The sequence below is a fragment of the Myxococcales bacterium genome, assembly GCA_016720545.1.
GTDB lineage: Bacteria > Myxococcota_A > Polyangia > Polyangiales > Polyangiaceae > JAAFHV01.
On sequence record JADKKK010000003.1, the window covers coordinates 529,856 to 556,601 of the forward strand.

Sequence of the window (26,746 nt, forward strand, 5' to 3'; positions counted from 1 at the left end):
CGAGGGCGCTGAGGCGCTAACCTTCGGCGCCATGGCACCGTTCTTCATCTTCGGCGGCATCCTGCTCCTCGTGGGCGTGATCATCACGGCCGCCAACCTCAAGAACTTCCGGCGCCGTCAGCGCATCCTGCAGACGCCGACCTCGCCGATCGCGCAGGCCCCGGGCGCCGGCCCCGTCGAGGTGAAGGGTCGCATCGTGCCGGGCGAGCAAGGCGTACTTCAGACGCCCTTCAGCGGTCGGCACGCGGTGTGGTGCCGCATCACCGTGCTCGAGCACCGCTCCTCGGGCCGCAACAGCTATTGGGCCACCATCATCAAGGAGACCGACCAGCGCGAGTTCTTCGTGGACGACGGCTCGGGTCAGATGGCGAAGATCGTGCCCCACGGGGCCGAGGTCATCCTCGACGCGCAGAACGTCGCGAGCTCCGGCACGTTCAACGACGCGTCGCCGCACCTTCAGGGCTTCCTCGCCTCGCGCGGCCACTCCACCCAGACGTTCCTCGGCTTCAACAAGTCGATGCGCTACACGGAAGAGGTCCTCTCGCCGAACGATCCTCTGTACGCGCTCGGACCTTCACGCCGCGAGGCCGGCCCGCCGGTGAACGACGGCTACCGCATGGCGCCCTCGAGCCAGCTCGTATTGGGCGCCGGTCACGGCGAGGCGCACGAGCTCATCCTCACCAACAAAACCGAGGAGCAGCTCGTGTCGCGGCTGCTCTGGGGGTTCGTGGGTGGCCTCATTTGCGTGGGCGTCTCGCTGGTGTGCGGCGCAATAGGTCTTATCTTTGCGATCGCCGAAATGATCTAGCCGAGGGCGACCGCTAGAAGCGACCGAGCAGCGCGCCGCCCGCGCCGCCGGGGCCCACGACAGGCACGAGGCTGACGCGATCTCGCTCGCGCGGGTTCGGCGTAGCCCACGGGCGCAGCACGAGCGCCGACACCACCGCGGCGCCCAAGAACACGCCGCCGCCAACGTAGCCAACGATCGACCCCGTGCCGAGGCCCGACGCCTTCGACGCGGCGTCCTCGAGGGGCTGGCAGCCGGGCGCCCCGGGCCGAGGGCAGGGCGCGCCGACGCTGAGGAGCCGGAGCTCGTCGTCCGAGCTGGCCGACATCGCGCCCATCACCGCGCCCGCCCCGAGGCCGGCGACGCCGACCACGCCGAGCACCACGGGCACCGTCCACGAAGCCCCGGCTTCGCGCTCCGCGGGAGGCGGCGATGGCGGCGGCGGCGACGTGTCGCCCTCGAGCGCGACCACCACCGTGCGCTCGGCGGGGCACGCCACGGGGCGCTTTCGCCGGCGCTGGCCGAAGGTCACGACGACCTCGTGCGGTCCGGCGAGCACCGCGATGGGGTCGGCGAGCGGGGCCTCGCCCGCGACGACGCCGTCGACGCGCACCTGGGTCCCGCGCGGCGTGCCCGGCGCGAGAGTGATGAGGCTCACCTTCGTGCCGAGGTCCGCGAAGAGCTTCTTGGCGAGCGTGGTGTGCGCGGGATCGGTCTGCGGCAGCTTCAGGAGCTCGCGAAAGTGGTGGTACGCGCCGAGCACGTGGCCTACGCGGTGCTCGGCGCGCGCGAGGTTGAACAGCACGTCGGGCTCCTTCAGGACCGCCCACGCCTGCGCGTACTTGAGCCTCGCCTGCTCGTGCTCGCCGCGCCCCCAGAGCGCGTGGCCCTCGTCGAACCGCTGCTTGGCCTCTGCGCTGAACGCATCCTCGGCGCGGGCCTCGGCGCCGCCCGCCGCCAAGGTGACGAGCCCCACGGTCAGCCCGAGCGCCGCCCGGACAAGCCACGTGCGCGCTCGCGTCCTCGCTTGCGCTTCACGCTCGCTCACGGCGCCACCTCCAGCTCGGACTGCGACAGCCCCGCGGGGCCGTCATTCACTCCCGCCGCTCCGCCTACGCCTCCCGCTCCCCCGGCTCCTGCCTTCAGCGTCCCGTCTCCCGTGGGCTTCGTTCCCTTGTAGACTACAGCTACCGAGATCCCGCCCGCTCCGCCAGCTCCCGCTCCGCCCGCTCCGCCCTTCCCGCCGTCTCCCCCGCCGCAGCCCGGGGCAGCCACCTCGGCCGCCCCAGGTCCGCCCCCGCCCCCGGTACCCCCGGTACCCCCGGTACCCCCGGCAGCGGCCGTGAGCGTCACGTTCGTCATCGTCACGTTCGAGCTCACGCTCAGCAGCGCGATGCTCCCGCCTCCGCTCTTGCCCCCCTTCCCTCCCGTACCCCCGCATCCCCCGCAGGCGCCTCCGCCTCCAAAGCTGTCCGCTCCGCGTGAGCCTCCGCCCCCGCCACCTTGACCGGGCAGTCCGCTCGCTCCCGCGGGCGCCTCCGACGGCGTCCACTCCCCGCTCCCGGATATCCCTCCCGGCGTCGTCACCTTCGCAGCTGGCGCTCCCTCGGCTCGCTCTGCTCCGGTGTTCCCCGAGCCGTTCGGCTCCGCAGCTACGCAGCTCGCTAGGGCGACTCCACCCGCTCCGTCGGTCGGCGCGACCCCGCCCAGCGCCTCGGCTCCGCTCCCAGCCGTGATCCAATGGGGCGCCGCCGCCCCCCCTCCGGATCCGCCTCCCGAGCTGCACGTGCACGGCTTCGCCGCTCCCCCGCGCTCGCGCTCGCCGGGTTCCGTTCCCGTTCCCCGTCGCGTACGTCCCCGTCGTCCCGCCCGCTCCAGCCTCCCCAGCGAATCCACCCTTCGCCTCCACTCCCACCTTCCGTAGGCTCACCTTCACCGCCTCCACAGCCCACACTCCCACGCTCGTACGCGACCCCGCCGTCCCCGCCGCTCCTTCGATGTCCAGCTCCGCCAGCGTCGCCGTCACCTTCCCTATCTTCACCGCGTACTCTGGCTTCGTCCCCACCACCTTCGCTCGCCCTCCAGCCTTCCCGAAGTCGCACGTCACTCCCGAGTACACCTCCACGTCGCTCTTCACCTCCACGCTCTCCGCGTACGTCCCCTCGCACACCACCACCCGCCCGCGACCCGCAGAGAGCCCCTTCCCCACCGTCTTGTAGGGCTTCGTCCTCGTCCCCGCGTTCCCGTCGTCCCCACTCGGCGACACGTACACTCCGTAGCTGTCCACTAGGCACTTCCTCAGGGTTCTTCACTGGCTCGTTCGGCGTCTCGCACCCGCCCCCGGCCTCACGGCGCCACCTCCAGCTCGGACTGCGACAGCCCCGCGGGGCCGTCATTCACTCCCGCCGCTCCGCCTACGCCTCCCGCTCCCCCGGCTCCTGCCTTCAGCGTCCCGTCTCCCGTCGGCTTCGTTCCCTTGTACACTACAGCTACCGAGATCCCGCCCGCTCCGCCCGCTCCCGCTCCGCCCGCTCCGCCCTTCCCGCCGTCTCCCCCGCCGCAGCCGGAGAGCGAGCCACCTCCAGCCGCCCCGGGTCCGCCCCCGCCCCCGGTACCCCCGGTACCCCCGGTACCCCCGGTACCCCCGGTACCCCCGGCAGCGGCCGTGAGCGTCACGTTCGTCATCGTCACGTTCGAGCTCACGCTCAGCAGCGCGATGCTCCCGCCTCCGCTCTTGCCCCCCTTCCCTCCCGTACCCCCGCATCCCCCGCAGGCGCCTCCGCCTCCAAAGCTGTCCGCTCCGCGTGAGCCTCCGCCCCCGCCACCTTGACCGGGCAGTCCGCTCGCTCCCGCGGGCGCCTCCGACGGCGTCCACTCCCCGCTCCCGGATATCCCTCCCGGCGTCGTCACCTTCGCAGCTGGCGCTCCCTCGGCTCGGTCTGCTCCGGTGTTCCCCGAGCCGTTCGGCTCCGCAGCTACGCAGCTCGCTAGTGCGACTCCACCCGCTCCGTCGGTCGGCGCCACTCCGCCCAGCGCCTCGAGCCCGCTCCCAGCCGTATCCAATGGAGCGCCGCCTCGGGCCCCAGCGGTCACGCCTCCCGAGCTGCACGTGCACGGCTTCGCCGCTCCCCCCGCGCTCGCGCTCGCCGGGTTCCCGTTCCCGTTCCCCGTCGCGTACGTCCCCGTCGTCCCGCCCGCTCCAGCCTCCCCAGCGAATCCACCCTTCGCCTCCACTCCCACCTTCCGTAGGCTCACCTTCACCGCCTCCACAGCCCACACTCCCACGCTCGTACGCGACCCCGCCGTCCCCGCCGCTCCTTCGATGTCCAGCTCCGCCAGCGTCGCCGTCACCTTCCCCACTCTCACCGCGTACTCTGGCTTCGTCCCCACCACCTTCGCTCGCCCTCCAGCCTTCCCGACGTCGCTCGTCACCCCCGAGTACACCTCCACGTCGCTCTTCACCTCCACGCTCTCCGCGTACGTCCCTCGCACACCACCACCCGCCCGCGACCCGCAGAGAGCCCCTTCCCCACCGTCTTGTAGGGCTTCGTCCTCGTCCCGGGGTTCCCGTCGTCCCCACTCGGCGACACGTACACTCCGTAGCTGTCCACTAGGCACTTCTCAGGGTTCTTCACTGGCTCGTTCGGCGTCTCGCACCCGGGCGGAACCACCACGTCCACTCCCCCGTCCACCGACCCCTCCCCGACCCCGCCCTCTCCCACCCCTCCGTCCGAAGCCTCCGTCACGTAATAGTTGTTCGTCGTGCACCCCGACCCCGAAACCAGGCCCGCCAGCACGAACGCGCACAGCGCCACCCCCGGCCTCACGGCGCCACCTCCAGCTCGGACTGCGACAGCCCCGCGGGGCCGTCATTCACTCCCGCCGCTCCTCCCACGCCTCCCGCTCCCCCCGCTCCCGCCTTCAGCGTCGCGTCTCCCGTCGGCTTCGTTCCCTTGTAGACTACAGCTACCGAGATCCCGCCCGCTCCGCCCGCTCCCGCTCCGCCCGCTCCGCCCTTCCCGCCGTCTCCCCCGCCGCAGCCCGGCGTTCCGCCACCGGCCACCCCACCAAGTCCGCCCCCGCCCCCGGTACCCCCGGTACCCCCGGTACCCCCCGGTCCCCCCGGCAGCGGCCGTGAGCGTCACGTTCGTCATCGTCACGTGCGAGCTCACGCTCAGCAGCGCGATGCTCCCGCCTCCGCCCTTGCCCCCCTTCCCTCCCGTACCCCCGCATCCCCCGCAGCCGCCTCCGCCTCCAAAGCTGTCCGCCCCGCGTGACCCACCGCCGCCACCCCCTTGACCGGGCAGTCCGCTCGCTCCCGCGGCCGCCTCCGACGGCGTCCCCTCCCGCTCCCGGATATCCCTCCCGGCGTCGTCACCTTCGCAGCTGGCGCTCCTCGGCTCGGTCTGCTCCGGTGTTCCCCGAGCCGTTCGGCTCCGCAGCTACGCAGCTCGCTAGTGCGACTCCACCCGCTCCGTCGGTCGGCGCCACTCCGCCGAGCGCCTCGGCTCCGCTCCCAGCCGTGATCAACGGGGCGCCGCCGCCCCCTCCTCCGGATCCGCCTCCCGAGCTGCACGTGCACGGCTTCGCCGCTCCCCCCGCGCTCGCGCTCGCCGGGTTCCCGTTCCCGTTCCCCGTCGCGTACGTCCCTGTCGTCCCGCCCGCTCCAGCCTCCCCACCGAATCCACCCTTCGCCTCCACTCCCACCTTCCGAAGGCTCACCTTCACCGCCTCCACAGCCCACACTCCCACGCTCGTACGCGACCCCGCCGTCCCCGCCGCTCCTTCGATGTCCAGCTCCGCCAGCGTCGCCGTCACCTTCCCCACCTTCACCGCGTACTCGGGCTTCGTCCCCACCACCTTCGCTCGCCCTCCAGCCTTCCCGAAGTCGCACGTCACTCCCGAGTACACCTCCACGTCGCTCTTCACCTCCACGCTCTCCGCGTACGTCCCCTCGCACACCACCACCCGCCCGCGACCCGCAGAGAGCCCCTTCCCCACCGTCTTGTAGGGCTTCGTCCTCGTCCCGGGGTTCCCGTCGTCCCCACTCGGCGACACGTACACTCCGTAGCTGTCCACTAGGCACTTCTCAGGGTTCTTCACTGGCTCGTTCGGCGTCTCGCACCCGGGCGGAACCACCACGTCCACTCCCCCGTCCACCGACCCCTCCCCGACCCCGCCCTCTCCCACCCCTCCGTCCGACTCGGCGTCGCACGTTCCGTTGTCGCAGAGCGACGGAATCGAAAAACACCCCGCGAACACGAGCGCGGTGGTCGTCGCGAGCCCAAGTGCAATGATCTTCTTCATGTCGAGGCTCCTGGGCGCTCAGAACGAACCGGAGATCGAAGCGCCCGAGTAGCCGGGAGCGAACGTGGGGGCGAGCGTGGGGCCGCGGAGGAAGCCGTGCGTCGGCGTCCTCGGACGGGTCTCCCACGGGCGCATGATGAGCACGCTCACGACAGCGGCCCCGAGCGCCGCCGAGCCCCCGATGAGCCCGACCGCGCTCACGGTCCGCTGGGTCGAGGCGGCGTCGAGCTTGTCCGAGAGCGCCACGCAACCCGCGCTCGCGCGGTCTGCGCACACGCCAGATCGCTGGAGCCCCGTCGCGTCGTCGCGCGAGCCCACGCCCACGAAGTGGAACGTCGCGCCCACGCCGAGCCCCACGAGCCCCACCCCGGCGAGGACGCCGGGCAAGAGCCAGCTGCCCTTCTCGCCCGCCTCAGCGGGCGGCGGCGTGACAGGCCCGGGGCTCGGCACCGCGGGAAGGGGAGGTCCATCCGCCGGCGGGTCCTCGTACGTCACGACGACGGTCTCGTTCGCCGCGCACTTCACCGGCTTGAGCTTCTCGCCCTTCGGCCCCTGCATGCGGACGAGGTGCTCCCCGACCTCGACGAGCACGAGCCCCTGGCCGGGTGTGCCGTCCACCTTGCAGCTCAGCGCGCGGAGGTCGAGCGCGCAGAGCTTGGTGCTCGCCTGGTCGAGCAGCGCCTGCGCGTCTCGGCGATCCGAGGCCGTCACCTTGTCGTTCTCGGGCAGCGCGAGGTAGCTCTTCAGGAGCGCGGCGGCCTCGAGGTAGTGGTACGTGCGGATCGTGGCCTCGGCCTGGTTCAAGAGCGAATTCGGGTTCTGTCCGCGCGCGTAGGCCTCGCGAAACTTGGCGCGAGCGCCCTCGTAGTCGCCCTTCGTGAACAGCTGCGCGCCCTCCTCGTGCAGCTTGGCGGCTTGCGCGCGGCGGCTCTTCAGGTCCTCGTCCTTGGGGCCCGCCAGCGCGTGGGGCGCGAGCGCCAGGTAGAACGCCACGAGGGCGAGGGCGGCGGCCTTGGTGGTGCACGAGCTCTTCACGGATCTCTCCACTTGCTTCATCGAGACGGTCTCATCGTCACAGGGGGCTCGGCGCGCCGGCGGCGTTCGCGTCGTTCTCCTCAAAATGGCCTCATCTTCGACGAGGTGGGCACCGGCTCGACCGATCCGGAGGCGGTGGCCGACGGGCGCGGCCCAGGCTCGGTGGGACCCGGGGCGGTGGCAGCCGCCGTGACGTGCGCAGGCGCGACCGTCGCCGCGCTCGGCGCGACCGCGCGCGGAGGTACGGCGGCGACCGTGGGTGCTCCTGCCGAGGGCCCCGGCGGCGTGACGACGGCCGAGGCGAGCCCGCTCGGCGACGCGGCGACGGACGGCGCGGGCGGAGCGGGCGGAGGGGCCGCGGACGGGACGCTCGAGGCGCTCGGCGCGGCCGCGATCAACGGGCTCACACCCATGTTTCTATTAACAAAATAGTACACCACGCTCGCCCCGAAGGTCACCATGAGCGCCCCGGAGACGGCCCCGACGAGGCGACGGCGACGGCGGGCCGCGCCCTCCGCGGCCTCTTCTGCTTCGCGGACGCGGAGCGAGGGGACCGTGGCCGCCCGCCTGACGTCGGCGTCGCGGACGAAGGCCTCGAGGTCGACCTCGCGCGAGGGGTTGGCGGTGGCCAGCGCGTGCGCGCGGGCCTCCGCGATCGGCAGGGGCTCGACCAGCACTTCTCCGGTCGGCTGGGTCTTGTCGCGCACACGCTGAGGCACGCCCGCGCCGCCCGAGAAGCGCGCGTTCTTCGCGCCGGCCGAGTCGGGGCGCTCGGGGATCGCGGGCGTGCCTCGCGCGGCGTCGAGCAGCTCGTCGAAGTAGCCGTCCGGCACCGGCGCCTCCGAGGGATGCCCGCCCTGCAGCAGCGCGGGGCGCCCGGGCGCCGTGTCGAGCAGCTCGCTCGGCAGGTTCTCTTCGCCGGGAAAGGGCTTGGTCTTCATGGGCGGGTTCATGGTGGACGGGCGGATCGCCCCCCGCGGCGAAGTGTAGACGCCTCGCCCCGGAGAAGTCGAACCCACGACGTATCGGGCCCACGACACCCTCGACCGACTCGCGGGGCCGAAGCGGCCCGTTGCGGCGGTCGCGCGGGGCCGATAGCCTCCAGCGTTAGGGGATAGCGGTGCGCTACGTCTCCGCGGCTCCCGCTCCTTCCCCCTTCGCGCACGCCCACCGCCGCCCGCCGCCCGCCTCGCCGCGCCCGCCCCATGCTCTCGACCACCGGCCTCGCCTCCTCCACCGACTCGAGCTCTGGCAGGGCCGGAGCGACCTATGGGCGCGGCGACGTGCTTCGCGCGGGGCCGCAGGCCTTCCGTGTGCTTCGCTGCCTGGGGATAGGCGCGATGGGCGAGGTCTACGAGGTCGAGGACCAGAACCTCGGCGTCACCCGAGTCGTCAAGCTGCTGCTCCCCGAGATCGCGCGCGCCCACGCCGGGTTGGTCGACCGCTTCGTGCGCGAGGCGAAGGTGCTCGCGAAGCTGCAGCACCCGAACGTGGTGCGGGTGCTCCAGGCCGGGCGCCTCGACGAGGGCACGCCGTTCTACATGATGGAGAAGGTCGAGGGCGTGAGCCTCGCGAGCTTCATCGCGAAGAAGGCGCCGCTCGCGCCGAGCGTGGTGATCCCGATCGTCGTCCAGCTCGCCGCCGGCCTCGAGGCGGTCCACGCGAGGGGCGTCGTGCACCGCGACGTGAAGCCCGACAACATCCTCATTTTCAAAGATCGCGGCGAACTTCGGGCGATCTTGCTCGATTTTGGCGTGATGAAGCTCGCGAGCGATCCCACGCCGGAGGGCTACTGCGGCACGCCGCTCTACTCGGCGCCCGAGCAGATCCTGGGAGAGCCCGTCGACGCGAAGATGGACGTGTTCGCGCTGGGGCTCGTGGCCTTCGAGATGCTCACGCGGAAGCGGGCGTACGAGGACTTCCCGAACCCGCTCCACCGCGTCACGGTGCCGGCGCCGCTCGTCTCGGACGTGGGCCCGCGCGTGAGCGACGCGCTGTCGCTCGTGCTGACCGACACGCTGTCGCTCGATCCTTCGAAGCGGCCCGCGGCCGACCTCTTGGCGAACCGCCTCCTCGAGTGCCCGGAGGCCACGGCGCGCTCGGCGCCGCTCAGCGACGTCGCCGCGATGACCCAAGAAGAGCTGCTCGCGATCCCGCCGCTCTACGAGGCGCCCATCACCGTGGGCGAGCTCGACCAGCACACTGTGCCCGGCGGACCGCCACCGGAGGTCCTGGAGGCCGCGCGGCGGGCGCTCAACCCGACCCTCCGCGGACAGACGCACACCGGCGGATCGGCGGCGTTCAGCGACGACGTGGTCTACCAGACGGCGGCGAACGACGGCGGCGACACCTTCGACGTGATGGCGCACGCGATGAATATCGCGAAAGAAAAAGCGAGGTTACGCGCGGCCACCACGCGCACCGCGCTCCCCGGGCGCGCGCCCGAAGGCCCTGGCAACGCAGGCCCGGGCGGCACCGCCCGCATGAACGGCACGGCCCGCATGGGGAACCCCGACGTCCCGACCGGCCCCACGGGCACCGCGCTGCTCGCCCCCGGTGCAGAGCGCGCCCCGTCCTCCGCGGGCTCGTCTCCGGGCGCCACCTCGGCGCCCGAGCCCGAACAGGTGGCGAGCGCGGTGGACGCGGCGCGAGAGGCCCATGACGCCGAGCGCCTCCAGAGCGCGGCCCAGCGGCGCACGATCGCGCTCGCGTGCGTGCTCGTCGTGCTTGGCGCCGGCTCCCTGATCGCGGCGCGCATGCTGGCAGATTCGCCATGAGCAGCGGCGCGATGCCGCCGACCGCTTGTTTGCCGCCCGAAGCGCACTCTCCCGGGGTGGGGCAGGTCCTCCCTGGCACGAAGTATTTGCTCCTCTCGAAGCTGGGAGAGGGCGGCATGGGCGTGGTGTACGAGGTCCTGAAGCCGCCGGAGATCGCCGGCGTGCTCAAGCGCATGAGCCTCGATCTCGCGCGGAGCAGCCGCGCCAAGGCGATGTTCCTCGCCGAGACGAGCATCCTCGCCCAGCTCGACCACCCCAACATCGTGCGTGTGTACGACTTCGACGAGGACGCGTTCGGCGTGCCCTTCTTCGTGATGGAGCGCCTGATGGGGCGCACCGTGCGCGATCTGCTGCTGAGCCGGAGCCGCGTACGTCCCGCGGAGGCCTACGAGATCACGCGGCAGCTCCTGGAGGCGCTCCACGCAGCGCACACCCACGACACGCCCGTCGTGCACCGCGACGTGAAGCCGGAGAACATCTTCCTTCACCAACCGAAGCACGGCGCCGCGGCGCTCAAGCTCATCGACTTCGGCATCGTCGCCGACGCTGGCGAGAAGGCCGGCGAGTTCGTCGGGACGATCGACTACGCCGCGCCCGAGCAGCTCTTCGGCCAGCGGGTCACGGCGAAGGCCGACCTCTACGCGGTGGCGTCGGTGCTCTACGAAATGTTGAGCGGGCGCCTCCCCTTTCCCGGCAAGACCCTCGCCGAGACCGGCGCGGCGAAGGGCCGCGGCGCGTTCCCGCCGCTGCGGAGCTTCGTGCCCGAGATCCCCGAGGCGGTGGCGGCGCTGGTCGCGCGGGCCCTCGCGAAGGACCCGGCGGCGCGCCCCGCGAGCGCGAGGCACTTCCGCGATCTGCTCGACGCGGCGATCGCGACGGGCGACGGCCCGATCGCCACGAAGGTCCCCGCCTTCACGCGCCCAGGGCTCGAGGTCGAGCGCGAGGCGGCGGGGGCGCGGTCCGACGGCGCCGCCTACGCCCGCACGACCCTCGAAGAGCCCCAGGGAGGCCGCTTCTTCGCGCTGCTCCCATCGATCGCGGCCGGGGTCGTGGCCGGCGCGGCGCTGCTCGCCGCGCTCCACTGGACGCTGCGCTGAGCGAGAGGGCCGCTACGGGAAGGTGATCTCGGCGCTGCCCGTGTAGGTCTGGCCGGCCACGCTCGTCGTCGCCGCGACCTTCACGCTGCCGCTGGTGGGCTTGCCCGCGGTGTACTTGACGTCGTTGAAGGTCGTGTCGGAGGTCCACGCGACCGTGCCCACGCCCGCGGGCGCGCCGGAGTCGCCGAGGTTGAGCGAGGTGCTGCCGGTCGACTTGACGAAGCCCTTCAGCGACGAGGCCGACGCCTGCACGTCGCAGTCGAGGGTGATCTTGGTCTTGCTGCCGCCCGTGGTCGCCGCGGAGATGTCGTAGGTGAGGCCTACGCACTTGAGGTTCCCGCCGGTCCACGAGAGCACGCCGGAGATCGTGACGCTGCTCTGCGGGGTCTCGGTGCCGCACCCCTTGAAGTCGCAGGTGGTGCCCGTGCACGCGCCCTCGCAGCTGGTGATCGCCTGAGACACCTGGCCGACGAAGTCGCGCAGCGCCACGTTGGAGGGCTTCGCGGCCCCGCCACCGGCCGAGGGTGTCACGACGCTCTGGCTCTGTTGGGCGCCCTGGATGAGCAGCGCGAGCGAGGCGTTGCCGTCGTTGCCGTCGACCGCCTTGGACACGCCACCGACGAGGGTGGTGGAGCTCGACTTTGCGGCCTGAGGGTTGACGGTGCCGGGCGTGCCCGGCGGCCCCGCGTCGGCCGCGGTCGTGGTGTCGGAGCTACAAGCGAGCCAGCACGAGGCCCCGAGGGCGAGCGAGGCAAGCGAAAAATACAGCGATTTCATGATGTTCATTCTCCAAACTTGAACCACGGGGGGAGCGCGCACGGGGCGACGCTCGGGCAGAGTGGACTCTAGCTTGACGTGGCTGGGGTCAGAAGATTCTGACCAATCTCAACCCGTAGGACCCGGCGCCCACGTTGGCCCCGCGCATACGCCGGCCTTCAACCCCGGACGCGACCCGCCCACGGCTTGGCGCGGAGGTGGGCGACGAGCGCGCCGAGGTCGAGCTGCTCGACGGCCTCACCCTCGAAGATCACCGCGCCGCCGCCGGCAGCTTCGTCGAAGTGGCCTACCGCGACGACCTCCACGCCCGAGAGGCCGAGCCGCTCACCCTCGTGCAGGCAAATCAGGAGCGGGCGCGAGGCGGCGGTGGCGGCGCGGTCCACCACGGGTGGGCGGGTCGACCTGTGGCGCGCCCCGCAGCCCAAATCCAACACCGGGACGAGCGCGCCGGAGACCGCCGCGACGCCTACGAGGGGGAGTGTCCCACCGACGACCGGCGTCGTCTTGGGCATGGGCGCGAGCGCCTCGATGGACGCGACGCCAACGAAGGCGCGCACGTCCCCGTGGTCTCCGCGGTGCCGCACCACGACGCCACCCTGCCTCGCTCCCATGGAAGACACGGTACCGCGAGTCGCCGCGCGCGCCCACGCGAAGGCGCTCGTCGCGCTCTACGGGGGCACGGAGAACGCCGAATCCCAGGGGGTTTCAGAGGTTTCGGATCGCCTCGCGCGCTGGCTCTGCCCGCGCCACTGGCGCGCCAACCCGGGCCGCGCGAAATCGTCGGACCCGCGACTGGACCCGTGCTCTAGACTCAGCGCGCGATGCGCGAACCCGACCTCACGGGGGTGGCATGAGCCGCTCCTCCACGACGCTCCCCGCGCGGGAGTCGGTGCTTGTCACTGGCGGCCGGGTCGTCACCTGCGATCCGGACGATCGCGTCGTCGACGGCGACGTCCTGATCGAGGACGGGCGCATCACCGCGATAGGCCCCGACGCCCTGTCGAAGCGCTCGCGCCCGGGCCTCGTTCGGGTGCTCGACGCCTCGGGCTGCGCCGTGCTCCCGGGCTTCGTGCAGCCGCACATCCACCTCTGTCAGACGCTCTTCCGCGGCATGGCGGACGACCTGCCGCTCCTCGATTGGCTTCGCGAGCGCGTGTGGCCGCTCGAGGCCGCGCACGACGAGCGCTCACTGGCCGCCAGCGCCGAGCTCGGCCTGCTCGAGCTCGTCCTCGGTGGGACGACGACCCTCCTCGACATGGGCACTGTGAGCGGCCACGACGCCGTGTTCGACGCGTGCGCGCGGAGCGGCCTCCGCGTGTTCTCGGGCAAGGCCATGATGGACTCCGGCGCGGGCGTGCCGAAGGGCCTCCGCGAGACGACCCGCCGGAGCCTCGACGAGAGCGACGCGCTCTTCGCCCGCTGGGACGGCGCGGCGGAAGGGCGGCTCCGTTACGCCTACGCCCCGCGCTTCATTCTCTCGTGCACCGAGGGCCTCTTCCGGGGGGTGGTGGAGCGCGCGCGCGAGAACGGCGCGAAGCTCCACAGCCACGCGGCGGAGCACCCAGGGGAGCGCCGCGCCGTGCGCGAGCTGCTGGGACAGGACGACGTGGATGTGCTTGAATCTTATGGGTTTTGCGGCGAGAACACGCTCCTCGCCCACGGCGTCCAGCTCACGAAGGCGCAGGAGCGCCGCGCCGCCAAGCTGGGCACGCGCTTCATCCACTGCCCCAGCTCGAACCTGAAGCTCGGCTCCGGCATCGCGCGGGTGGCCGATCTGCTCGCGTCGGGAGTGAAGGTCGGGCTCGCCGCCGACGGCGCTCCCTGCACGAACAACCTCGACGCCTTCACCGAGCTCCGCCACGCCGCCCTGCTGGCCAAGACACGCTCGGGCACGACCAGCCTCCCGGCGCGGCACGCGCTGCGCCTCGCGACCGTGCTCGGCGCGGAGGCCCTCGGCATCGCGGATCAGGTGGGCTCGCTGGAGCCCGGTAAGCGCGCCGATCTCCAGGTGGTGCGCGTCGACGGGCCCCACGTGGAGCCGGGCGGCGACGTGTTCTCTCGCCTCGTGTACGCGTGCCGCTCGAGCGACATCGTGCATGTGCTCGTCGACGGTCGCCTGCTCGTCAAGCTGGGCGAGTCGCGAGTGTACGACCGTGAGCGCGTGACCCGCGTCGCTCGCGTCCAGGGCGACGCGGTCCGCGCCAGAGCAGGCCTGTAGCGACGCGCGTTCCGGCTCGGGCTACTCGCCGTCGTGCGAGGCCTGGGCCTCGGTGGCCTCGATCTGCGCGAGGACCACGGCGAGCGCGTCTTTCGCGCGGTCGAGCGACGCGCGGTCCGCGTCCCACTTGCTGGCCGCCGCGCGCGCACGCTCGCGCTCCTTGGAGAGATCGAGCTCGACGGCCGCGAGGCGCGCCAGGGTCGACTCGTGCGACGCCTGCAGGGCCGTGTAGAGCCCGTCGAGCGCGAGGCCGTGCCGGCGCGCGACCTCGAGCTCGGCGAACACCCCGTCGCGCTCGCGCGCGCGTTCGGCGACGGACTGCTCGAGCGTGGCCGCGCGCCGCGTCTCGGCGTCGAGGCTGGCCCGCGTCTCGCCGAGCACCCCCTCGAGGAAGGCCACGCGAGAGGTGAGGTCGGCGTTGAGCGACGCGAGCGCGTCGTGCCGCGCGTGGGCCTCGCCGAGCGCCTCGACGCCGGCCGCGCGCGCCGTCTGCGCGGCCTGGAGCTCCTCGCGGGTGGCCGCGTGCCCGGTCTGCTCAACACGGAGATCTTCGCGGGTGGTCGCGAGCGAGGTCTGCTCGGCGCGCAGCTCCTCGCGGGTGGTCGCGAGCGAGGTCTGCTCAGCGCGGAGCTGCTCGCGGGTGCTCCCGAGCGAGGCCGCGAGCCCCTCGAGCTGCTCGGTGAGCTCGGCGCGCGTGTCCTGAAGCGCGGCCTGCTCCCGCGCGAGCGCGCTCGCCGTGTCGTCCCGCGCGGTCGCGAGGTCGCGGGCGGTTGCCGTGAGGCGCGCGACGTCCTCGGCGTGGGCGGCCTCCGCGACGGCCACGGCCTCGCCGTGGGCGGCTTCGGCGCGGGCCAAAGCCTCCGCGCGGGCGGCCTCCGCGACGGCCAAGGCCTCGGCGTGGGCGGCTTCGGCGCGGGCCAACGCCTCGGCGTGGCCGGCCTCGGCGCGGGCCAACGCCTCGGCGCCCGCGGCCTGGCGCTCGGCGAGCGACCGCCCGAGTACGTCCTCGAACATCGCCTCGAGGGAGGCGGCCTGCTCGGTCAGCGCGGCGTCGCGCTCGGCTTCCTTCTCGACGATCGTCCTCGCGACGTCGGCGGCGGCTTCCCGGCGCGCGGCCTCGAGCTCCGCCACGCGGCGGCCCTCGGCTTGGGCGAGCGCGGTCTCGTGCGCAGCCTGCGCCTGGAGAGCGGCCGCGGTGGCGGCGTCGATGCGCGCGTCGCGCTCCGCGATCCATGTGTCGCGCACCACGGTGTCGTTCGTGCGTTCGGCGAGGCGCAGCTCGCGGTCGACCAGCATCGTGTTGAGGGTCTGGATGGCCTCTTCGCGATCGACCAGGGCCCGGCTTCGCTCGGCGATCGTCGCGTCCCGCTCGGCGATCGTGCCGTCCCGCTCGGCCAGCAAGGCCTCGAGGGAAGTCCGCCGGGTGTCGCCCTCCGCCATCCTGGCGTCGCGTTCCCTGAGGCTCGCCTCGACCGACGCGTGGGAGGCACGAAGCTCGTTGAGCACCGCCTCCCGGTCCGCGAGCGTCGCCGTCTGCTCCAGCAGGTGGGCGCGCAGCGAGCCGACGGCGGCGTCGCGCTCGGCGATGGTCGCCTCCGCGGTGGCGAGCGAGCTACGCGCGGCGTCCGCGAGGCGCTTCGCCTCGTCGAGCTCCCACTGCGCGGTCTGCGCGCTCTCCCGGGCGTCCGAGAGCTCGCGCTCTTTCGCGATCACCCTGTCTTCGAGATCCGCGCTCGCGCGCTCCACGGCGAGGGAGCGATCCCGGGACTCGGTGATCTCGTGATCTTTCGCGGAGAGATGCTCTCTAAGTGATAGTATCTCCTTGTCTTTTCGGTTCAGTGCCTCGCGCAGATCGAGGAACTCGCGGCTCGTCGCGGGTGCGACGGCTCGCTGCGGCGCGGCGTTGATGCGACGGCGGAGCTCTTCGACTTCTCGCTGGAGGGCAGCGACCTCGGCGGCCCGGGGATCGACCGCGGCCATCACCAGCGTCGGGTACACGGGCGGCGGCTGCGAGGCGGCGACGGGGCTGGGCGCTCCAGGAGGTGGCGCGGTCTCGACGAGCGAGGCCGAGGGCGCGGGAGGTGGCGCGGCGGTGCGCGTCGGGACGGCGGGGCGGTCGAGCTCGTCGAACGCGGGGGGCGGGGCGGGTGGGCGGCCGGTCTGCGCGATGCGCTCGCGCGCCTCGCCCCGGCCGGGGTCCGGCACGGCGACGGTGTCTGGATTGTCGCTGCCGCTCGGGACCACGACGCTGCTCGGCGGCGACGCGCCGTAGGGGACCGGCATGCCTGGCGTCGTCACGGGGCGGGCGGAGAGGGGGTTCTCGCGGTGGCCGGGGATCTCGACGGTCTTGTCGATCGCGTCGTAGGCGGGCGGGGGCACGGCCAGGGTGATCTCCCCCGAGCCGTGCCTCAGGAGCGGGCGGGCGGCGACCGTGATCTCCCCCTCACTGCTGAGATCGTCGTCCTGGACGTCGATCGACACGTCGTACGAGTCGTCGCGCGAGTCGCCGAAGTCGACGAAGGTCTCGATGCGTCGGATGAGGGAGTCGACGGCGATAGGCTTGTGGACGTACTCCTCCGCCCGCGTGCGGAGCTTGCGGTGCTGCTCGAAGGTCTCCTCGCTCGACTCGCTCGAGAGGATGACCAGGGGCACCTCCCGAAAGACCATGTCCTTCTTCAGCTTGTTGCAGACCGAGAACCCGTTCATGCGGGGCAGCTCGATCGCCAGGAGGATGAGGTCGGGCTTGAGCTGCGACGCGAGCATGAGCCCCGCGTTGCCGTCCTCGACGATCTGAACCGCGCAGCCTTTCGCTTCCAAACCAGCGCGAAGCGCCGCCGCGAAGGCGGGGTCGCCCTCGAACACTAGGACGTTGAGGGGCATGGCGTCTCAACGATACGAGGGCCCCAGAAGCAGTGTCAAACCCGGTCTTCTCGAGACCAGGGCGGCCACGACATTCCGCGAGGGCGACGACTTCCGCGCAGCCTCGCGGGTTTTCTGCGATGGTGCGCCGTGGCCCGTGAGACGCTCGCCTTCGCGACCCCTCGAAAGCTCCCGCGGGCGAAGGACCTCGAGGGCCGCGTCGCCGTGCTCGACGTGGCCTTCGCGTCGGAGGCCTCGGGCGGCGGCTTCGACAAGATCACCCTCCCGCTGATCGAGGGCCTGGGCACCCGCCTCGCGGCCTGGATCGATCACCACGACCACGTCCTGCACGGGCGCTACGCCGCGGATCCGCGCTTCGTGCTCGCGACCAAAGCGCAGCACGGCGCCTGCCCCGAGATGCTGAGCCCCGAGCGGGTGCGCCGGCTCGGCCCGGTCGACACGATCGTGTGCCACACCGACTTCGACGGGCTCGCGAGCGCGGCGAAGTGGATGCTCGGCGGCGAGGAGCCGTACCCCGGCTGCGACGACGACGCGCGGGCCATCGACACGCGCATCGGCGCGCCGAGCCCCATCGCCGCGCGAGTCGACCGGGCCCTCCGCGCGCGTGGGCGCGATCCGGCGCTGTTCGGCGCCGTCGTGCGCCTGTTGGTCTCGCGCCTCGCCGACGCCGCGCTCTGGGAGCCCATCGACCGCGCGGGCGCGGAGCTCGTCGTCATCGAGCGGGCCACGCGCCGAATCGCGGAGGGCTACGCGCGCGTCGAGCTGCGCAAGTGCCCCTTCCCCCGCGTCACCACGCTCGCCTACCTCGACGCGACCGGCGCGACCGCGCGCGGCGAACGCTACGACCGCACTCAGCTCTTGCTGCTCGGCCAGGAGCGCGCGAGCGTCGCGTTGCTCGTCGACCGCGACAACCTCACGCTCGCCGCGCCGTTCGACAGCGGGGTTAACTTCCTGAAACTACTAGGTCTTTCCGGCGGGATGCCGACCCTCGTCTCCGTGCCCAAGGCGCGCCTCGGTGAGGCGCTGGCGGGGCTCGGCGTGGGCGCCGACGACGCCTCCCGCCTCGTCGGCTGATGACCGCGACCACGTCACTCCGGCCGCGCGCGCGAAGGCGAGGCAGCGCCGGGCGTCAGAGCGGTCTGCCGAGGGCGGCGAGCTCTTCGTAGAGGTACACGTTCGCGGCCACGGTCTTGCGGTACACGCCGAGGTGCATCGACTCGTTCGGCCCGTGCGCGCCGGTCTCGGGGTCGATGACCCCGTTCAGGATGAGCGGGAGGGTGGAGAAGCGCTCGCCGAAGAGCGCGACGAACGGGATCGAGCCGCCGATGCCGATGCGGAGCGGGGCGCGCCCCCACGCCTTCGTGTACGCGCGATCGGCCGCGTCGAACGCGCGCCCCTCGGCGACGTAGTCCCACGAGGCCGACGCCGCGGGCAGACGGCGGACCTCCACGGCGAGGCCACCCGGCACGTCGCGCCCGAGCTCCGCCGACACGAGCGCGAGGAGCTCGTCGCCGGTCTGGCCAGGCGCGACGCGCAAGCTGAGCTTGGCCGACGCGCGGGCGCGGATGGCGTTCTTCTCGGTGCCCGGCGCGGGGAACGTGGTCGAGAGCACGGTCACCGCGGGCTGGCGCCACGCCCACGCCGCGGGGCTGAGGCCCTTCGCCGGGAGCGGCTCGACGCCCTCGCGGAGGCGCGCGCCGACCCGGATGACCTCCGGCGTGAGCGGCACGTCCCACGAGCTGGCGAGCCAGCCGGGCTCGATGTCCTTCCGACCGAAGCGCAGGCGGCCGTCCTCGTCGACCAGGCGAGCGAGCAGCGCGACGAGCGTCACCGCGGGGTCGGGCACGATGTTGCCCCAGAGCCCCGAGTGCACGTCGCTCTTTGCGCTGGCGAGCTCCACCTCGACCTCCAGCAGACCCCGGAGGCTCACGGTGATCCCCGGGAGGTCGAGGCTGGGGTTCTCGCAGTCGGTGAGGACCATCGCGTCGGCCCCGAAGGCGTCGGGGTAGGCGTCCATGAAGCGCGCGAGGTTCGGGCTCCCGATCTCCTCCTCGCCCTCGATGAGGAGCTTGACGTTGCAGGGGAGCGCGCCGGTCTCGCCGAGCCACGCCTCCATCGCGAGCAGGTGGCTTAGCCAGCCGCCCATGTCGTCGGCCGAGCCACGCCCGTAGAGGCGATCGCCCTTGCGCACGAGGGTGTGAGGGGGCGTGTCCCACGCCTCGCCCGCGACAGGCTGCACGTCGAAGTGCCCGTACACGAGGATCGTCGGCTTGCTGGGTCCGGCGCCCATCCACTCCGCGGCGACGCAGGGGAGCGCGTCGGGGAGCTCGAGCACCCTCGCGCGGCTCATGCCGAGGGCGCCGAGGTCGGCCACGAGCACACGCGCCAGCTCGAGCACGTGCGGGGCACGCGACGGATCGCTCGAGATGGGCGCGAACGACAGATAGCGGTCGAGCCGAGAGAGCGAGCCCTCGACGGCCTGCTCGGCGCGCGCGGCGACGCGGACCGCGGGGGATTCGTGGGCGGGGGTCGTGCTCATGGTTCGCCGCGTAGCACATCGAGCGACGCCGGGCCTCGCTCGATCGCGTCTCAGGTCTGGCGACGAACCGCTCAGGGGGAGAGGCGCACGCGGGTCCACGCGCCGTCGGGGCCGCGGGTGTAGCGCACGCGGTCGTGGAGGCGGCTCGCGCGGCCCTGCCACAGCTCGACCTGCGTGGGCACGACGCGGAAGCCGCCCCAGCCGTCGGGGAGCGGCACCGGTCCGCCCTCGAAGCGCGCCGTCACCTCGGCCATCTTGGCCTCGAGCTCGTCGCGCGACGCCAGCACGGCGCTCTGCCGTGACGCCCAGGCGCCGAGCTGGCTCTGGCGCGGGCGCGTGCGGAAGTACTCCCCCGACTCCTCCCGCGACACGCGCTCGGCGCGCCCCCTCACGCGGACCTGGCGCATCGCCCCGAGCCAGTCGAACACGAGGGCGCACGCCGGGTCGCGCGCGAGCTCACGCGCCTTGCCGCTCTCGTAGCTGGTATAGAAGACAAATCCCCTTTCATCTCGTGCTTTTAGCAGCACGATCCGGGCCTCGGGGCCGGCCTCTCCCAGGGTGGCGAGGGTCATCGCGTTGGGCTCGGGGAGGCCCGCCGCGAGGGCCTCGCCGAGCCACACGTCGAACGCGACGAGCGGGCACTCCGGCAGGGTCGCGGGGTCGATGCCGTGATCGCCGTACTCTTCCCGCAGCGCCGCGAGGGCGACGGGATCCACGCGCGTCGACGAGGGCGTCGAGGGCGAGGGCGAGGGCGAGGGCGAGGGGCGCGACGAGGGCGGCATCCGCGCGAGGTTACCAGCGGCGGAGCTTCGGGTAGGATGCATTCCGAGGGGTCCGCTGGGGCCCTTGCGGGAGCGCACCATGACCCACTCGGCGGACACCCCCCCACGCAGCGAGCCGCAAGCGGGCGGCGCGAGCCTCGCGCCCATCGACCCGCCGCGCCTCTACGACGAGATGAACCGCCTCGCCGAGCGGCTGCTCGAGCTGCCCCACGGCGCGAAGGCCGGGCGCCCGCACCCGCTGCTCGTGTCGCTGCTCCGCGACGGGGCGATGGTCGTGTACGTGCCCGCCCGCGTGTGGGACGACGCGCGCTCGCTCGTCGCGCCGTTCGCGCAGCGGTGCGCCGAGGGCACCGCGCTCCTCGTGCTCGTCGGGCGGCCCCGCTTGCGCGACTACACGCGGGCGAGCGGCCTCGGCATCTCCACGGTGCTCCCCGAAGACGCCTGCCGCGAGGAGCTGGAGATCGCGACTGACCGCGCGTTCGAACTGCTCGAGGCGAAGGGCCACGCCGAGAGCCGCGCCGCCTCTCTGTCGCGCTTTCGCTTCGAGACCGACGAGCTCGTCGACATCGCGCGGGCCATGACCACCGAGCGCGACGTCGACAAGCTGCTCGGTCTCATCCTGCAGAAGAGCCGCTTCGTCACCGGCGCCGACGCGGGCAGCATCTACGTCGTGGAGAACGAGGGGGAGACCCTCCGCTTCAAGCTCTCTCAGAACGACAGCATCTCGTTCGACTCGCGCGAGTTCACGATGCCCCTCTCGAACCGCTCCATCGCGGGCGCCGCGGCCGTCGAGAAGCGCGCGATCATGATCGAGGACGTGTACGCGCTGCCCCCGTCGTCCACGTTCGCCTTCGACCGCCGCTTCGACGAGAAGATCGGGTACCGCACGAAGAGCATGATGACCGTGCCGCTCATCTCGCAGCGCGGCGAGGTGCTGGGGGTCATCCAGCTCATCAACAAGAAGCGCGATCCCCGGGCGAAGGTCGTGGGCGACGACGCCGTGGCGCTCCAGGTGGTGCCCTTCGACGAGCGCAGCGCCGAGCTGCTCGGGCTCGTGGCCGCGCAGGCGGGCATCTCGCTCGAGACGGCCACGCTCTACCAGGAGATCCAGGCGCTGTTCGAGGGGTTCGTGGGCGCGAGCGTCGAGGCCATCGAGTCGCGCGATCCGACCACCAGCGGTCACTCGCGTCGCGTCGCGAACCTCACCGTGGCGCTCGCCAAGGCGGTCGACCGCACGGCGAGCGGCCCCTACGCCGCGGCGACCTTCGGCCGGGAAGACCTCCGCGAGCTCGAGTACGCCAGTTTACTTCATGATTTCGGAAAGATAGGGGTACGCGAGAGCGTGCTCGTGAAGGCGAAGAAGCTCTTCGACGAGCGACTCGAGCTCATCCGCGCGCGCTTCGATTTCGTGGCGCGCTCCATCGAGACCGACATCCTCTCGCGCAAGCTGCAGGCGGTGGAGCGCCAGGCCCCGCTGTCGGAGCTGCGGGCGCTCGACGACGAGCTCACCCGGCGGATCCGCGCGCTCGACGAGTCGATGCAGACCATCCTCGCCGCGAACGAGCCCACCGTGCTCGCGGCGGGCGACTTCGCGAAGATCGAGGCGCTCGCGAAAGAGTGGTACCTCGACCTCCGGGGTGAGACCCGCCTCTTGCTCGAGCCCGACGAGGTCACGGCCCTGTCGGTGAAGAAGGGCTCGCTCACCCCGGTCGAGTACGACGAGATCACCCAGCACGTGACCCACACGTTCCGCTTCCTCTCGCGCATCCCGTGGGGCAAGGCGCTGCGGCGCGTGCCGCACATCGCGGGGGCGCACCACGAGCGCGTGAACGGCACGGGGTACCCGAACCGCCTGCGCTCGGAGGAGATCCCCGTGCAGTCGAAGATGATGAGCGTCACCGACATCTTCGACGCCCTGACGGCGAGCGATCGCCCCTACAAGAAGGCCGTTCCGCTCGAGCGCGCGATCGACATCCTCGAGTACTCGGTGAAGGACGGCCACGTCGACGGCGACCTCGTGCGCATCTTCAAAGAGGCGCGCTGCTGGGAGGCGACACGGCCGTGAGCCTGCTCGGAGCCGGGAGGCGCGCGGCCACCCACCTCACACGCCGAGGGTTCCTCGCGGGGTGCGCGGCGTTGGGGGCGAGCGGGGCCAGCGGGTGCACCTCCACGACGCCCAGCGACGCAGGGGACGCGGGCGACGCGGGCGAGCTCCCGCTCGACGTCTTCGTGACGGAGCAGCTCGCGCTCGCCAAGCTGCCGGGCCTCTCGGCCGCCATCGTGAAGGGCGGCAAGCTCGCGCTCCTGCGCCACTACGGCGCCGCCGATCTCGAGGCCCGCCGCGCGCCGGCGGACGACACGGCGTTCTTCCTCGCGTCGCTCTCCAAGACCACCACGGGCATCGGGGCCATGCGCCTCGTGGAGGCCGGCAAGCTCGCGCTCGACGAGGACGTGAACACGTACCTGCCCTTCAAGGTGCGCAACCCGCGCTTCCCCGAACAGAAGATCACGACCCGCCACCTCATGACCCACACGTCGGGTGTCCACGAGACCGGCGTTCGCCTGCTCTCGCTCGCGAAGCCGGGCGATCCGACGACGTCGCTCCAGGAGCTGCTCGAGCCGTACCTCGTGCCGGGAGGCGCGACGTACGTCGCGGGCGAGAGCTACTCGCCCGAGGTGGCGCCGGGGCAGCGGTTTCTCTACTCGAACTTCGGGGCCGCCCTCGTGGGGCTCGTGATCGAGCGCGTCAGCGGGAAGCCCTTCGCGGCGTACATGCGCGACGAGGTGTTCGCGAAGCTCGGGCTCGTGAACACTGGGTTTTCTGCTGCGCGATCTCGACGCGGCGAAGATAGCTGTACCCTACACCTACGTGACGGGCAAAGGCCAGGTCGCCGAGCCGCAGACGAGCGTGCCCTACCTGCCCGCCACAGCCCTGCGGACACCGGCGAAGGAGCTCGCGAAGCTGCTGCTCGCGGTGGCGCGCGGCGGCGAGCTCGACGGCGCGCGCGTCCTCTCCGCCGAGACCGTCCGCGAGATGACCCGCGCGCAGGTTCCGGCCGCGGAGAAGGGCAACGACATCGACGGGCAAGGCCTCTTGTGGGAGCACCGCGTGGTGGCCGGGGAGCGGTGTTACGGCCACGGGGGCAGCTACTACGGCGCGTCCACGCGCATGCACATCCGCCCCGACGGTCTCGGCGTCATCACCCTCGCGAACGGCGACGTGCACCTGCGGCTCTCGGCCACCCGCCCCGAGGAGCTCTCGGCCTACCAGGCGATCGAGGCGCGGCTCTTCGCCGAGGGCGCCCGGCTCGGATAGCTCGCCCTCCTCCGGGTCGTGCAGGCGATTCCCTTGGTCGCCGGCCACCGTGGGCCCTACGGCCTTCGTCTTGACCGACGAGATGCTCGGCGGGCCGGCCTACGGCGAGCGCGACCACGGCCGGCCAAAGAGCGCCGGCGCGACGCCCGAGCGTGGTCCATACACGTGCATAGTACACATGTCACCGCGACCTCAGGGGAGCCGCGACAGGCCAAAGAAGCGCGCCGCGCTCGCGGCCGCGCAGACGCCCACGTCGAGCGCGTAGGTGCCGGGGGCGCCGCAGGGCGCGTCGGCCCCGCGCGTGGCCATGGGCGCGCCGTGGCCCATGCCTCGCACGAGGCCGAGCTCGACCCGCACCGTGCCGGCGGAGTCCTTGTAGGCGCGTCGGGTCACAGCGCCGAGGGTGGTCTCCTCGTCGGCCACGGCGTCGATCCCCGCGACGTGGGTCCACTGGCTGACCAGCGCGTCGGCGTTGGCGGGCTTCACGATCGGGTCCTGATCGCCGTGCCAGAGCTGCACGCGGACCCGCGCGCTCGGGGCCGCCGCCGCGCGCACGAGATCGCCCCATTGGGCCGGGGAGAGACTCTTTGGAGCGCTGGCGCACCCCGCGCCCTCGAACGCGGTCTTCGCGCAGCCGAACGGGATCGCCGCCTGGAGGCTCGCCGCCTCGAACAGCTCCGGGTACCCCGCGAGGAGCGCGGCGGCCATCGCGCCACCCGCGGACAGGCCGGCGACGTACACGTGGTCCGCCCCGAGGCGCGCCTTGGCGTCGAGAGCTAGCGCCGCGATCGAGGCGGCCTCGCCCCTGCCCCGCGACGCGTGCTCGGGCGCGAACCACCGGAAGCAGGTCGTCGGATCGTTCGGCGCCGTCTGCTCGGGGTAGAGCGCCGCGAACCCGTACGCGCGCGCCGCGTCCGACCAGCCGCTGCTCGCCGCGTCGGACGCGCGCTGCGTGCACCCGTGCAGCACCACGACCAGGGCGCGGGCCGGGTTGCCCGCGGGCGCCTCGGCGAAGGCGACGAGCCCGCCAGGGTTCTCCGGTGGCGACGCGTACGCGCGCAGCGAGAAGCCCGGCAGGGGCCCGCCGTCAGCCGGCGGCTCGGGCACGGCCGCGTCGACGGGCGTCACGGGTCCCCCGTCGACCGGCGGGGCGGGCGCCACGGGCCCCGCGTCCCCCGAGGTGGTCGAGGAGCTGCACGCGAGCGGCCCGAGCGAGGTGGTCACGGCGAGGGCGACGAGGGCGGCAGCGCGCTTCATGGCCGGCACCCTGCCACCGTTTGCACCGTGCTGCAACGCAACACGCCACGCCGAAGCCGTGTGTGAGAGGCGTTGGAAGCCGATGGATCTGGATGCTGCGTCGCAACATGGCGCCCGCCCGGGGGATGCAGGTACTCCATCTCGTCGTCGCTCCACATGCTGGACGTCGAGCTCGGCTGGGAGTGGACGCTCGTGAGGCACCTCTTCCTGCGCGCCGCGGTGGGCGGCGGTTCACGCTGGGCTCGTCGACGAACATCGCTCCCGAGTTCGCGCGCGCGCGCGCCGCGCCTCACGGCGGCCTTCGCGAAGGCAGGCGAGACCTACCTCGACGACACGTACCGCTCGTACGTGTTCACACCCGTGGTGTAGGCCTGGCTCGGCTACGCGTTCTAGATTCACGCCCCGCCGCTGATTTGCTCCCCGCCGACGCGCGCGGCACGGCGACGCGCAACTCTGCTATTTCCACCGGTGCGTGGAAGACCTCCCCGACACCGCCTACCGACGCACCCTCGATCGCTACGCGCTCTACGGCGAGATCGCGGCCGGGGGGATGGCGCGCGTCCATTTCGGGCGAGTGCTCGGCGCGCAGAGCGTGCCGCGCGTGGTCGCCATCAAGTGCCTCCTGCCCGAGCTCGCGGTCGACCCCACCTTCGTCCGCATGTTCCTCGCCGAGGGCCGGCTCGCGTCGCGCGTTCGGCACCCGAACGTCGTCGCGACCCACGACGTCGTGTCGCTGCCCGCCGGCGCGGAGGGCTCGCCCGGCCAGCTCTTCCACGTCATGGAGTACGTGGCGGGTGACTCGCTGTCGCGGCTGGTGCGCAAGTCGCGCGAGCGCGGCGTCCCGGTGCCACCGCGCGTCGCGGTGAGCGTCGCGTGTGGCCTGCTCGAGGGGCTGCACGCGGCCCACGAGGCGAAGAGCGAGACCGGCGAGCCGCTCGGCCTCGTGCACCGCGACGTCTCGCCGCAGAACGTGATGGTCGGCGTCGATGGCCTCGCGCGCGTGCTCGACTTCGGCGTCGCCACGGCGACCCACCTCGTGGACGAGGCGCCCGACCAGATCAAGGGCAAGGTCGGCTACATGGCGCCCGAGCAGCTCGCGCACGAGGGGGTCGATCGGCGGACCGACCTGTACGCCGCCGCCGTGGTGCTGTGGGAGACGCTCACGGGTCGACGCCTCTTCAAGGCCGACAACCTCTCCGCCCTCATCGTGAAGGTGATGGCCGATCCGGTGGAGGTACCCAGCACCTACGCAGACGGAATCCCTAGCGATATCGACATGATACTCATGAAGGCGCTCTCGCGCGACGTGCGCGATCGGTGGACGACCGCGCGCGAGCTCGCGGTGTTGCTGGAGGGCGCGCTGCCGCCGGCGCCGGCGCGCGACGTGGGCGCGTGGGTCGAGGAGGTCGGCGGAGACCGCCTGCGGTACCGGGCCGAGGTCGTCGCGGCGATCGAGGCGCAGTCGATCGCCCACCTGAAGGTGCCGAGCGCGGCGCGCTCGCTCGGGCGCATCACGGTCGAGAGCGCGAGCTCCGATCTGACCGGCCTCGACGCGGACGCGCTGCCGGGCGCCGTCGAGCAGGCGCTCGCCAGCGATCCGCAGATCAAGGCCGTCATGCTGCGCCGCTCGCAGCCGCTCTTCGGGGCCGAGCCGTCGACGTCCAGGCTCCCTCAGCTTCAGGCCGGGCGCGCGAATCCCTGCGCGCCGGAGCGCGGGCAAGAGCCGCCGCCCGGGGCGCAAGCGACTCTTGGGGCCGCGCCCGTCGCGCCCGTCGCGCCCGTCGCGCCCGCGCCGTTCGCGCCGGTCGTGGACACCCCCGCTCCGACCCCACCGCGACCGCAGCCCGCGCGCGCTGCCAAGCGTGGCCTGAGCAGCGGCGCGCGCTCGGCGCTCCTCGCCCTCGGGGTGCTCGTGCTCATCGTGTGCGCGGCCTACGCGGGGCTCACCCTCGGCAGGATCGATCCGCCGTAGCG

22 protein-coding genes are annotated in these 26,746 nt (G+C 72.6%); 12 read left to right on the forward strand and 10 right to left on the reverse strand.

The window, feature by feature from the left end; translation table 11 throughout:
• Positions 1 to 31: 31 nt before the first annotated feature.
• On the forward strand, positions 32 to 808 hold the full coding sequence (locus IPQ09_09420; GenBank protein MBL0194419.1) for a hypothetical protein: 777 nt from the start codon (positions 32 to 34) through the stop codon (positions 806 to 808).
• Between the two features lie 13 nt (positions 809 to 821).
• Here the strand turns inward: IPQ09_09420 and IPQ09_09425 are convergent, their stop codons facing one another.
• Entirely contained in the window at positions 822 to 1,835 is a 1,014-nt protein-coding gene (locus tag IPQ09_09425) for a hypothetical protein (protein MBL0194420.1), read from the reverse strand.
• Between the two features lie 294 nt (positions 1,836 to 2,129).
• Between IPQ09_09425 and IPQ09_09430 the strand changes: the two genes are divergently transcribed.
• The 3 genes from IPQ09_09430 to IPQ09_09440 all read left to right on the forward strand — a co-directional run bounded on the left by IPQ09_09430 (position 2,130) and on the right by IPQ09_09440 (position 3,617).
• The gene (locus IPQ09_09430; protein MBL0194421.1) at positions 2,130 to 2,294 is read left to right on the forward strand and encodes a hypothetical protein; all 165 of its coding nucleotides are present in this window, start codon (positions 2,130 to 2,132) and stop codon (positions 2,292 to 2,294) included.
• A gap of 490 nt (positions 2,295 to 2,784) precedes the next feature.
• The gene (locus IPQ09_09435; GenBank protein MBL0194422.1) at positions 2,785 to 3,006 is read left to right on the forward strand and encodes a hypothetical protein; all 222 of its coding nucleotides are present in this window, start codon (positions 2,785 to 2,787) and stop codon (positions 3,004 to 3,006) included.
• A 446-nt stretch (positions 3,007 to 3,452) separates the two neighbouring features.
• A complete protein-coding gene (locus tag IPQ09_09440; protein MBL0194423.1) occupies positions 3,453 to 3,617 on the forward strand; it encodes a hypothetical protein in 165 nt (54 codons plus the stop codon).
• A gap of 1,544 nt (positions 3,618 to 5,161) precedes the next feature.
• Here the strand turns inward: IPQ09_09440 and IPQ09_09445 are convergent.
• From IPQ09_09445 to IPQ09_09455, 3 genes are all read right to left on the reverse strand, one after another.
• A complete protein-coding gene (locus IPQ09_09445; protein MBL0194424.1) occupies positions 5,162 to 6,094 on the reverse strand; it encodes a DUF1565 domain-containing protein in 933 nt (310 codons plus the stop codon).
• An 18-nt stretch (positions 6,095 to 6,112) separates the two neighbouring features.
• On the reverse strand, positions 6,113 to 7,129 hold the full coding sequence (locus tag IPQ09_09450; GenBank protein MBL0194425.1) for a hypothetical protein: 1,017 nt from the start codon (positions 7,127 to 7,129) through the stop codon (positions 6,113 to 6,115).
• Positions 7,130 to 7,209: 80 nt separating this feature from the next.
• Positions 7,210 to 8,070: a hypothetical protein gene (locus IPQ09_09455; protein MBL0194426.1), complete on the reverse strand. Its 861-nt coding sequence runs from the start codon at positions 8,068 to 8,070 to the stop codon at positions 7,210 to 7,212.
• A gap of 264 nt (positions 8,071 to 8,334) precedes the next feature.
• On the opposite strand from IPQ09_09455, the gene IPQ09_09460 reads away from it, so the two are divergent.
• Complete coding sequence (locus tag IPQ09_09460) at positions 8,335 to 9,906, forward strand: serine/threonine protein kinase (GenBank protein MBL0194427.1); 1,572 nt, start codon at positions 8,335 to 8,337, stop codon at positions 9,904 to 9,906.
• A 56-nt stretch (positions 9,907 to 9,962) separates the two neighbouring features.
• A complete protein-coding gene (locus IPQ09_09465; GenBank protein ID MBL0194428.1) occupies positions 9,963 to 11,003 on the forward strand; it encodes a serine/threonine protein kinase in 1,041 nt (346 codons plus the stop codon).
• Positions 11,004 to 11,015: 12 nt separating this feature from the next.
• Here IPQ09_09465 and IPQ09_09470 read toward each other — a convergent pair whose 3' ends face one another.
• Both IPQ09_09470 and IPQ09_09475 read right to left on the reverse strand, forming a co-directional pair.
• Positions 11,016 to 11,789 carry a hypothetical protein gene (locus IPQ09_09470; GenBank protein ID MBL0194429.1) on the reverse strand — a complete coding sequence of 258 codons (774 nt, stop codon included), beginning with the start codon at positions 11,787 to 11,789 and terminating at the stop codon, positions 11,016 to 11,018.
• 149 nt (positions 11,790 to 11,938) lie between these two features.
• A complete protein-coding gene (locus IPQ09_09475) occupies positions 11,939 to 12,391 on the reverse strand; it encodes a hypothetical protein (GenBank protein MBL0194430.1) in 453 nt (150 codons plus the stop codon).
• A gap of 239 nt (positions 12,392 to 12,630) precedes the next feature.
• Here IPQ09_09475 and IPQ09_09480 point away from each other — a divergent pair, with 239 nt between their 5' ends.
• On the forward strand, positions 12,631 to 13,998 hold the full coding sequence (locus IPQ09_09480; protein ID MBL0194431.1) for an amidohydrolase family protein: 1,368 nt from the start codon (positions 12,631 to 12,633) through the stop codon (positions 13,996 to 13,998).
• Between the two features lie 21 nt (positions 13,999 to 14,019).
• Here the strand turns inward: IPQ09_09480 and IPQ09_09485 are convergent, their stop codons facing one another.
• Positions 14,020 to 16,878, reverse strand: a complete 2,859-nt coding sequence (locus tag IPQ09_09485) for a response regulator (protein ID MBL0194432.1) — start codon at positions 16,876 to 16,878, stop codon at positions 14,020 to 14,022.
• A gap of 129 nt (positions 16,879 to 17,007) precedes the next feature.
• Here IPQ09_09485 and IPQ09_09490 point away from each other — a divergent pair, with 129 nt between their 5' ends.
• Positions 17,008 to 17,952, forward strand: coding sequence for a hypothetical protein (locus IPQ09_09490; GenBank protein MBL0194433.1), 945 nt, complete (start codon positions 17,008 to 17,010; stop codon positions 17,950 to 17,952).
• 55 nt (positions 17,953 to 18,007) lie between these two features.
• Here IPQ09_09490 and IPQ09_09495 read toward each other — a convergent pair whose 3' ends face one another.
• Entirely contained in the window at positions 18,008 to 19,417 is a 1,410-nt protein-coding gene (locus IPQ09_09495) for a M20/M25/M40 family metallo-hydrolase (protein MBL0194434.1), read from the reverse strand.
• 71 nt (positions 19,418 to 19,488) lie between these two features.
• Entirely contained in the window at positions 19,489 to 20,199 is a 711-nt protein-coding gene (gene pdxH / locus IPQ09_09500) for a pyridoxamine 5'-phosphate oxidase (GenBank protein ID MBL0194435.1), read from the reverse strand.
• 79 nt (positions 20,200 to 20,278) lie between these two features.
• Between pdxH and IPQ09_09505 the strand changes: the two genes are divergently transcribed.
• Both IPQ09_09505 and IPQ09_09510 read left to right on the forward strand, forming a co-directional pair.
• On the forward strand, positions 20,279 to 22,264 hold the full coding sequence (locus IPQ09_09505) for a GAF domain-containing protein (GenBank protein MBL0194436.1): 1,986 nt from the start codon (positions 20,279 to 20,281) through the stop codon (positions 22,262 to 22,264).
• Positions 22,261 to 23,589 carry a beta-lactamase family protein gene (locus IPQ09_09510; GenBank protein ID MBL0194437.1) on the forward strand — a complete coding sequence of 443 codons (1,329 nt, stop codon included), beginning with the start codon at positions 22,261 to 22,263 and terminating at the stop codon, positions 23,587 to 23,589. Before IPQ09_09505 ends, IPQ09_09510 begins: the two co-directional genes overlap by 4 nt.
• A 118-nt stretch (positions 23,590 to 23,707) precedes the next feature.
• On the opposite strand, the gene IPQ09_09515 is transcribed toward IPQ09_09510, so the two are convergent.
• On the reverse strand, positions 23,708 to 24,772 hold the full coding sequence (locus IPQ09_09515) for a PHB depolymerase family esterase (GenBank protein ID MBL0194438.1): 1,065 nt from the start codon (positions 24,770 to 24,772) through the stop codon (positions 23,708 to 23,710).
• A gap of 156 nt (positions 24,773 to 24,928) precedes the next feature.
• On the opposite strand from IPQ09_09515, the gene IPQ09_09520 reads away from it, so the two are divergent.
• Positions 24,929 to 25,141 carry a hypothetical protein gene (locus tag IPQ09_09520; GenBank protein ID MBL0194439.1) on the forward strand — a complete coding sequence of 71 codons (213 nt, stop codon included), beginning with the start codon at positions 24,929 to 24,931 and terminating at the stop codon, positions 25,139 to 25,141.
• Positions 25,142 to 25,244: 103 nt separating this feature from the next.
• Positions 25,245 to 26,744, forward strand: coding sequence for a serine/threonine protein kinase (locus IPQ09_09525; protein MBL0194440.1), 1,500 nt, complete (start codon positions 25,245 to 25,247; stop codon positions 26,742 to 26,744).
• Positions 26,745 to 26,746: the final 2 nt, after the last annotated feature.

What these genes read in the sequence shown, in the direction of transcription:
- IPQ09_09470 (MBL0194429.1), bottom strand. Translation starts at nt 11,789, where the DNA reads ATGAACATCATGAAATCGCTGTATTTTTCGCTTGCCTCGCTCGCCCTC.
- IPQ09_09485 (MBL0194432.1), bottom strand. Translation starts at nt 16,878, where the DNA reads ATGCCCCTCAACGTCCTAGTGTTCGAGGGCGACCCCGCCTTCGCGGCG.
- IPQ09_09460 (MBL0194427.1), top strand. Translation starts at nt 8,335, where the DNA reads ATGCTCTCGACCACCGGCCTCGCCTCCTCCACCGACTCGAGCTCTGGC.
- IPQ09_09435 (MBL0194422.1), top strand. Translation starts at nt 2,785, where the DNA reads ATGTCCAGCTCCGCCAGCGTCGCCGTCACCTTCCCTATCTTCACCGCG.
- IPQ09_09520 (MBL0194439.1), top strand. Translation starts at nt 24,929, where the DNA reads ATGCTGGACGTCGAGCTCGGCTGGGAGTGGACGCTCGTGAGGCACCTC.
- IPQ09_09495 (MBL0194434.1), bottom strand. Translation starts at nt 19,417, where the DNA reads ATGAGCACGACCCCCGCCCACGAATCCCCCGCGGTCCGCGTCGCCGCG.
- IPQ09_09515 (MBL0194438.1), bottom strand. Translation starts at nt 24,772, where the DNA reads ATGAAGCGCGCTGCCGCCCTCGTCGCCCTCGCCGTGACCACCTCGCTC.
- IPQ09_09505 (MBL0194436.1), top strand. Translation starts at nt 20,279, where the DNA reads ATGACCCACTCGGCGGACACCCCCCCACGCAGCGAGCCGCAAGCGGGC.
- pdxH (MBL0194435.1), bottom strand. Translation starts at nt 20,199, where the DNA reads ATGCCGCCCTCGTCGCGCCCCTCGCCCTCGCCCTCGCCCTCGCCCTCG.
- IPQ09_09445 (MBL0194424.1), bottom strand. Translation starts at nt 6,094, where the DNA reads ATGAAGAAGATCATTGCACTTGGGCTCGCGACGACCACCGCGCTCGTG.
- IPQ09_09480 (MBL0194431.1), top strand. Translation starts at nt 12,631, where the DNA reads ATGAGCCGCTCCTCCACGACGCTCCCCGCGCGGGAGTCGGTGCTTGTC.
- IPQ09_09475 (MBL0194430.1), bottom strand. Translation starts at nt 12,391, where the DNA reads ATGGGAGCGAGGCAGGGTGGCGTCGTGGTGCGGCACCGCGGAGACCAC.
- IPQ09_09420 (MBL0194419.1), top strand. Translation starts at nt 32, where the DNA reads ATGGCACCGTTCTTCATCTTCGGCGGCATCCTGCTCCTCGTGGGCGTG.
- IPQ09_09455 (MBL0194426.1), bottom strand. Translation starts at nt 8,070, where the DNA reads ATGAAGACCAAGCCCTTTCCCGGCGAAGAGAACCTGCCGAGCGAGCTG.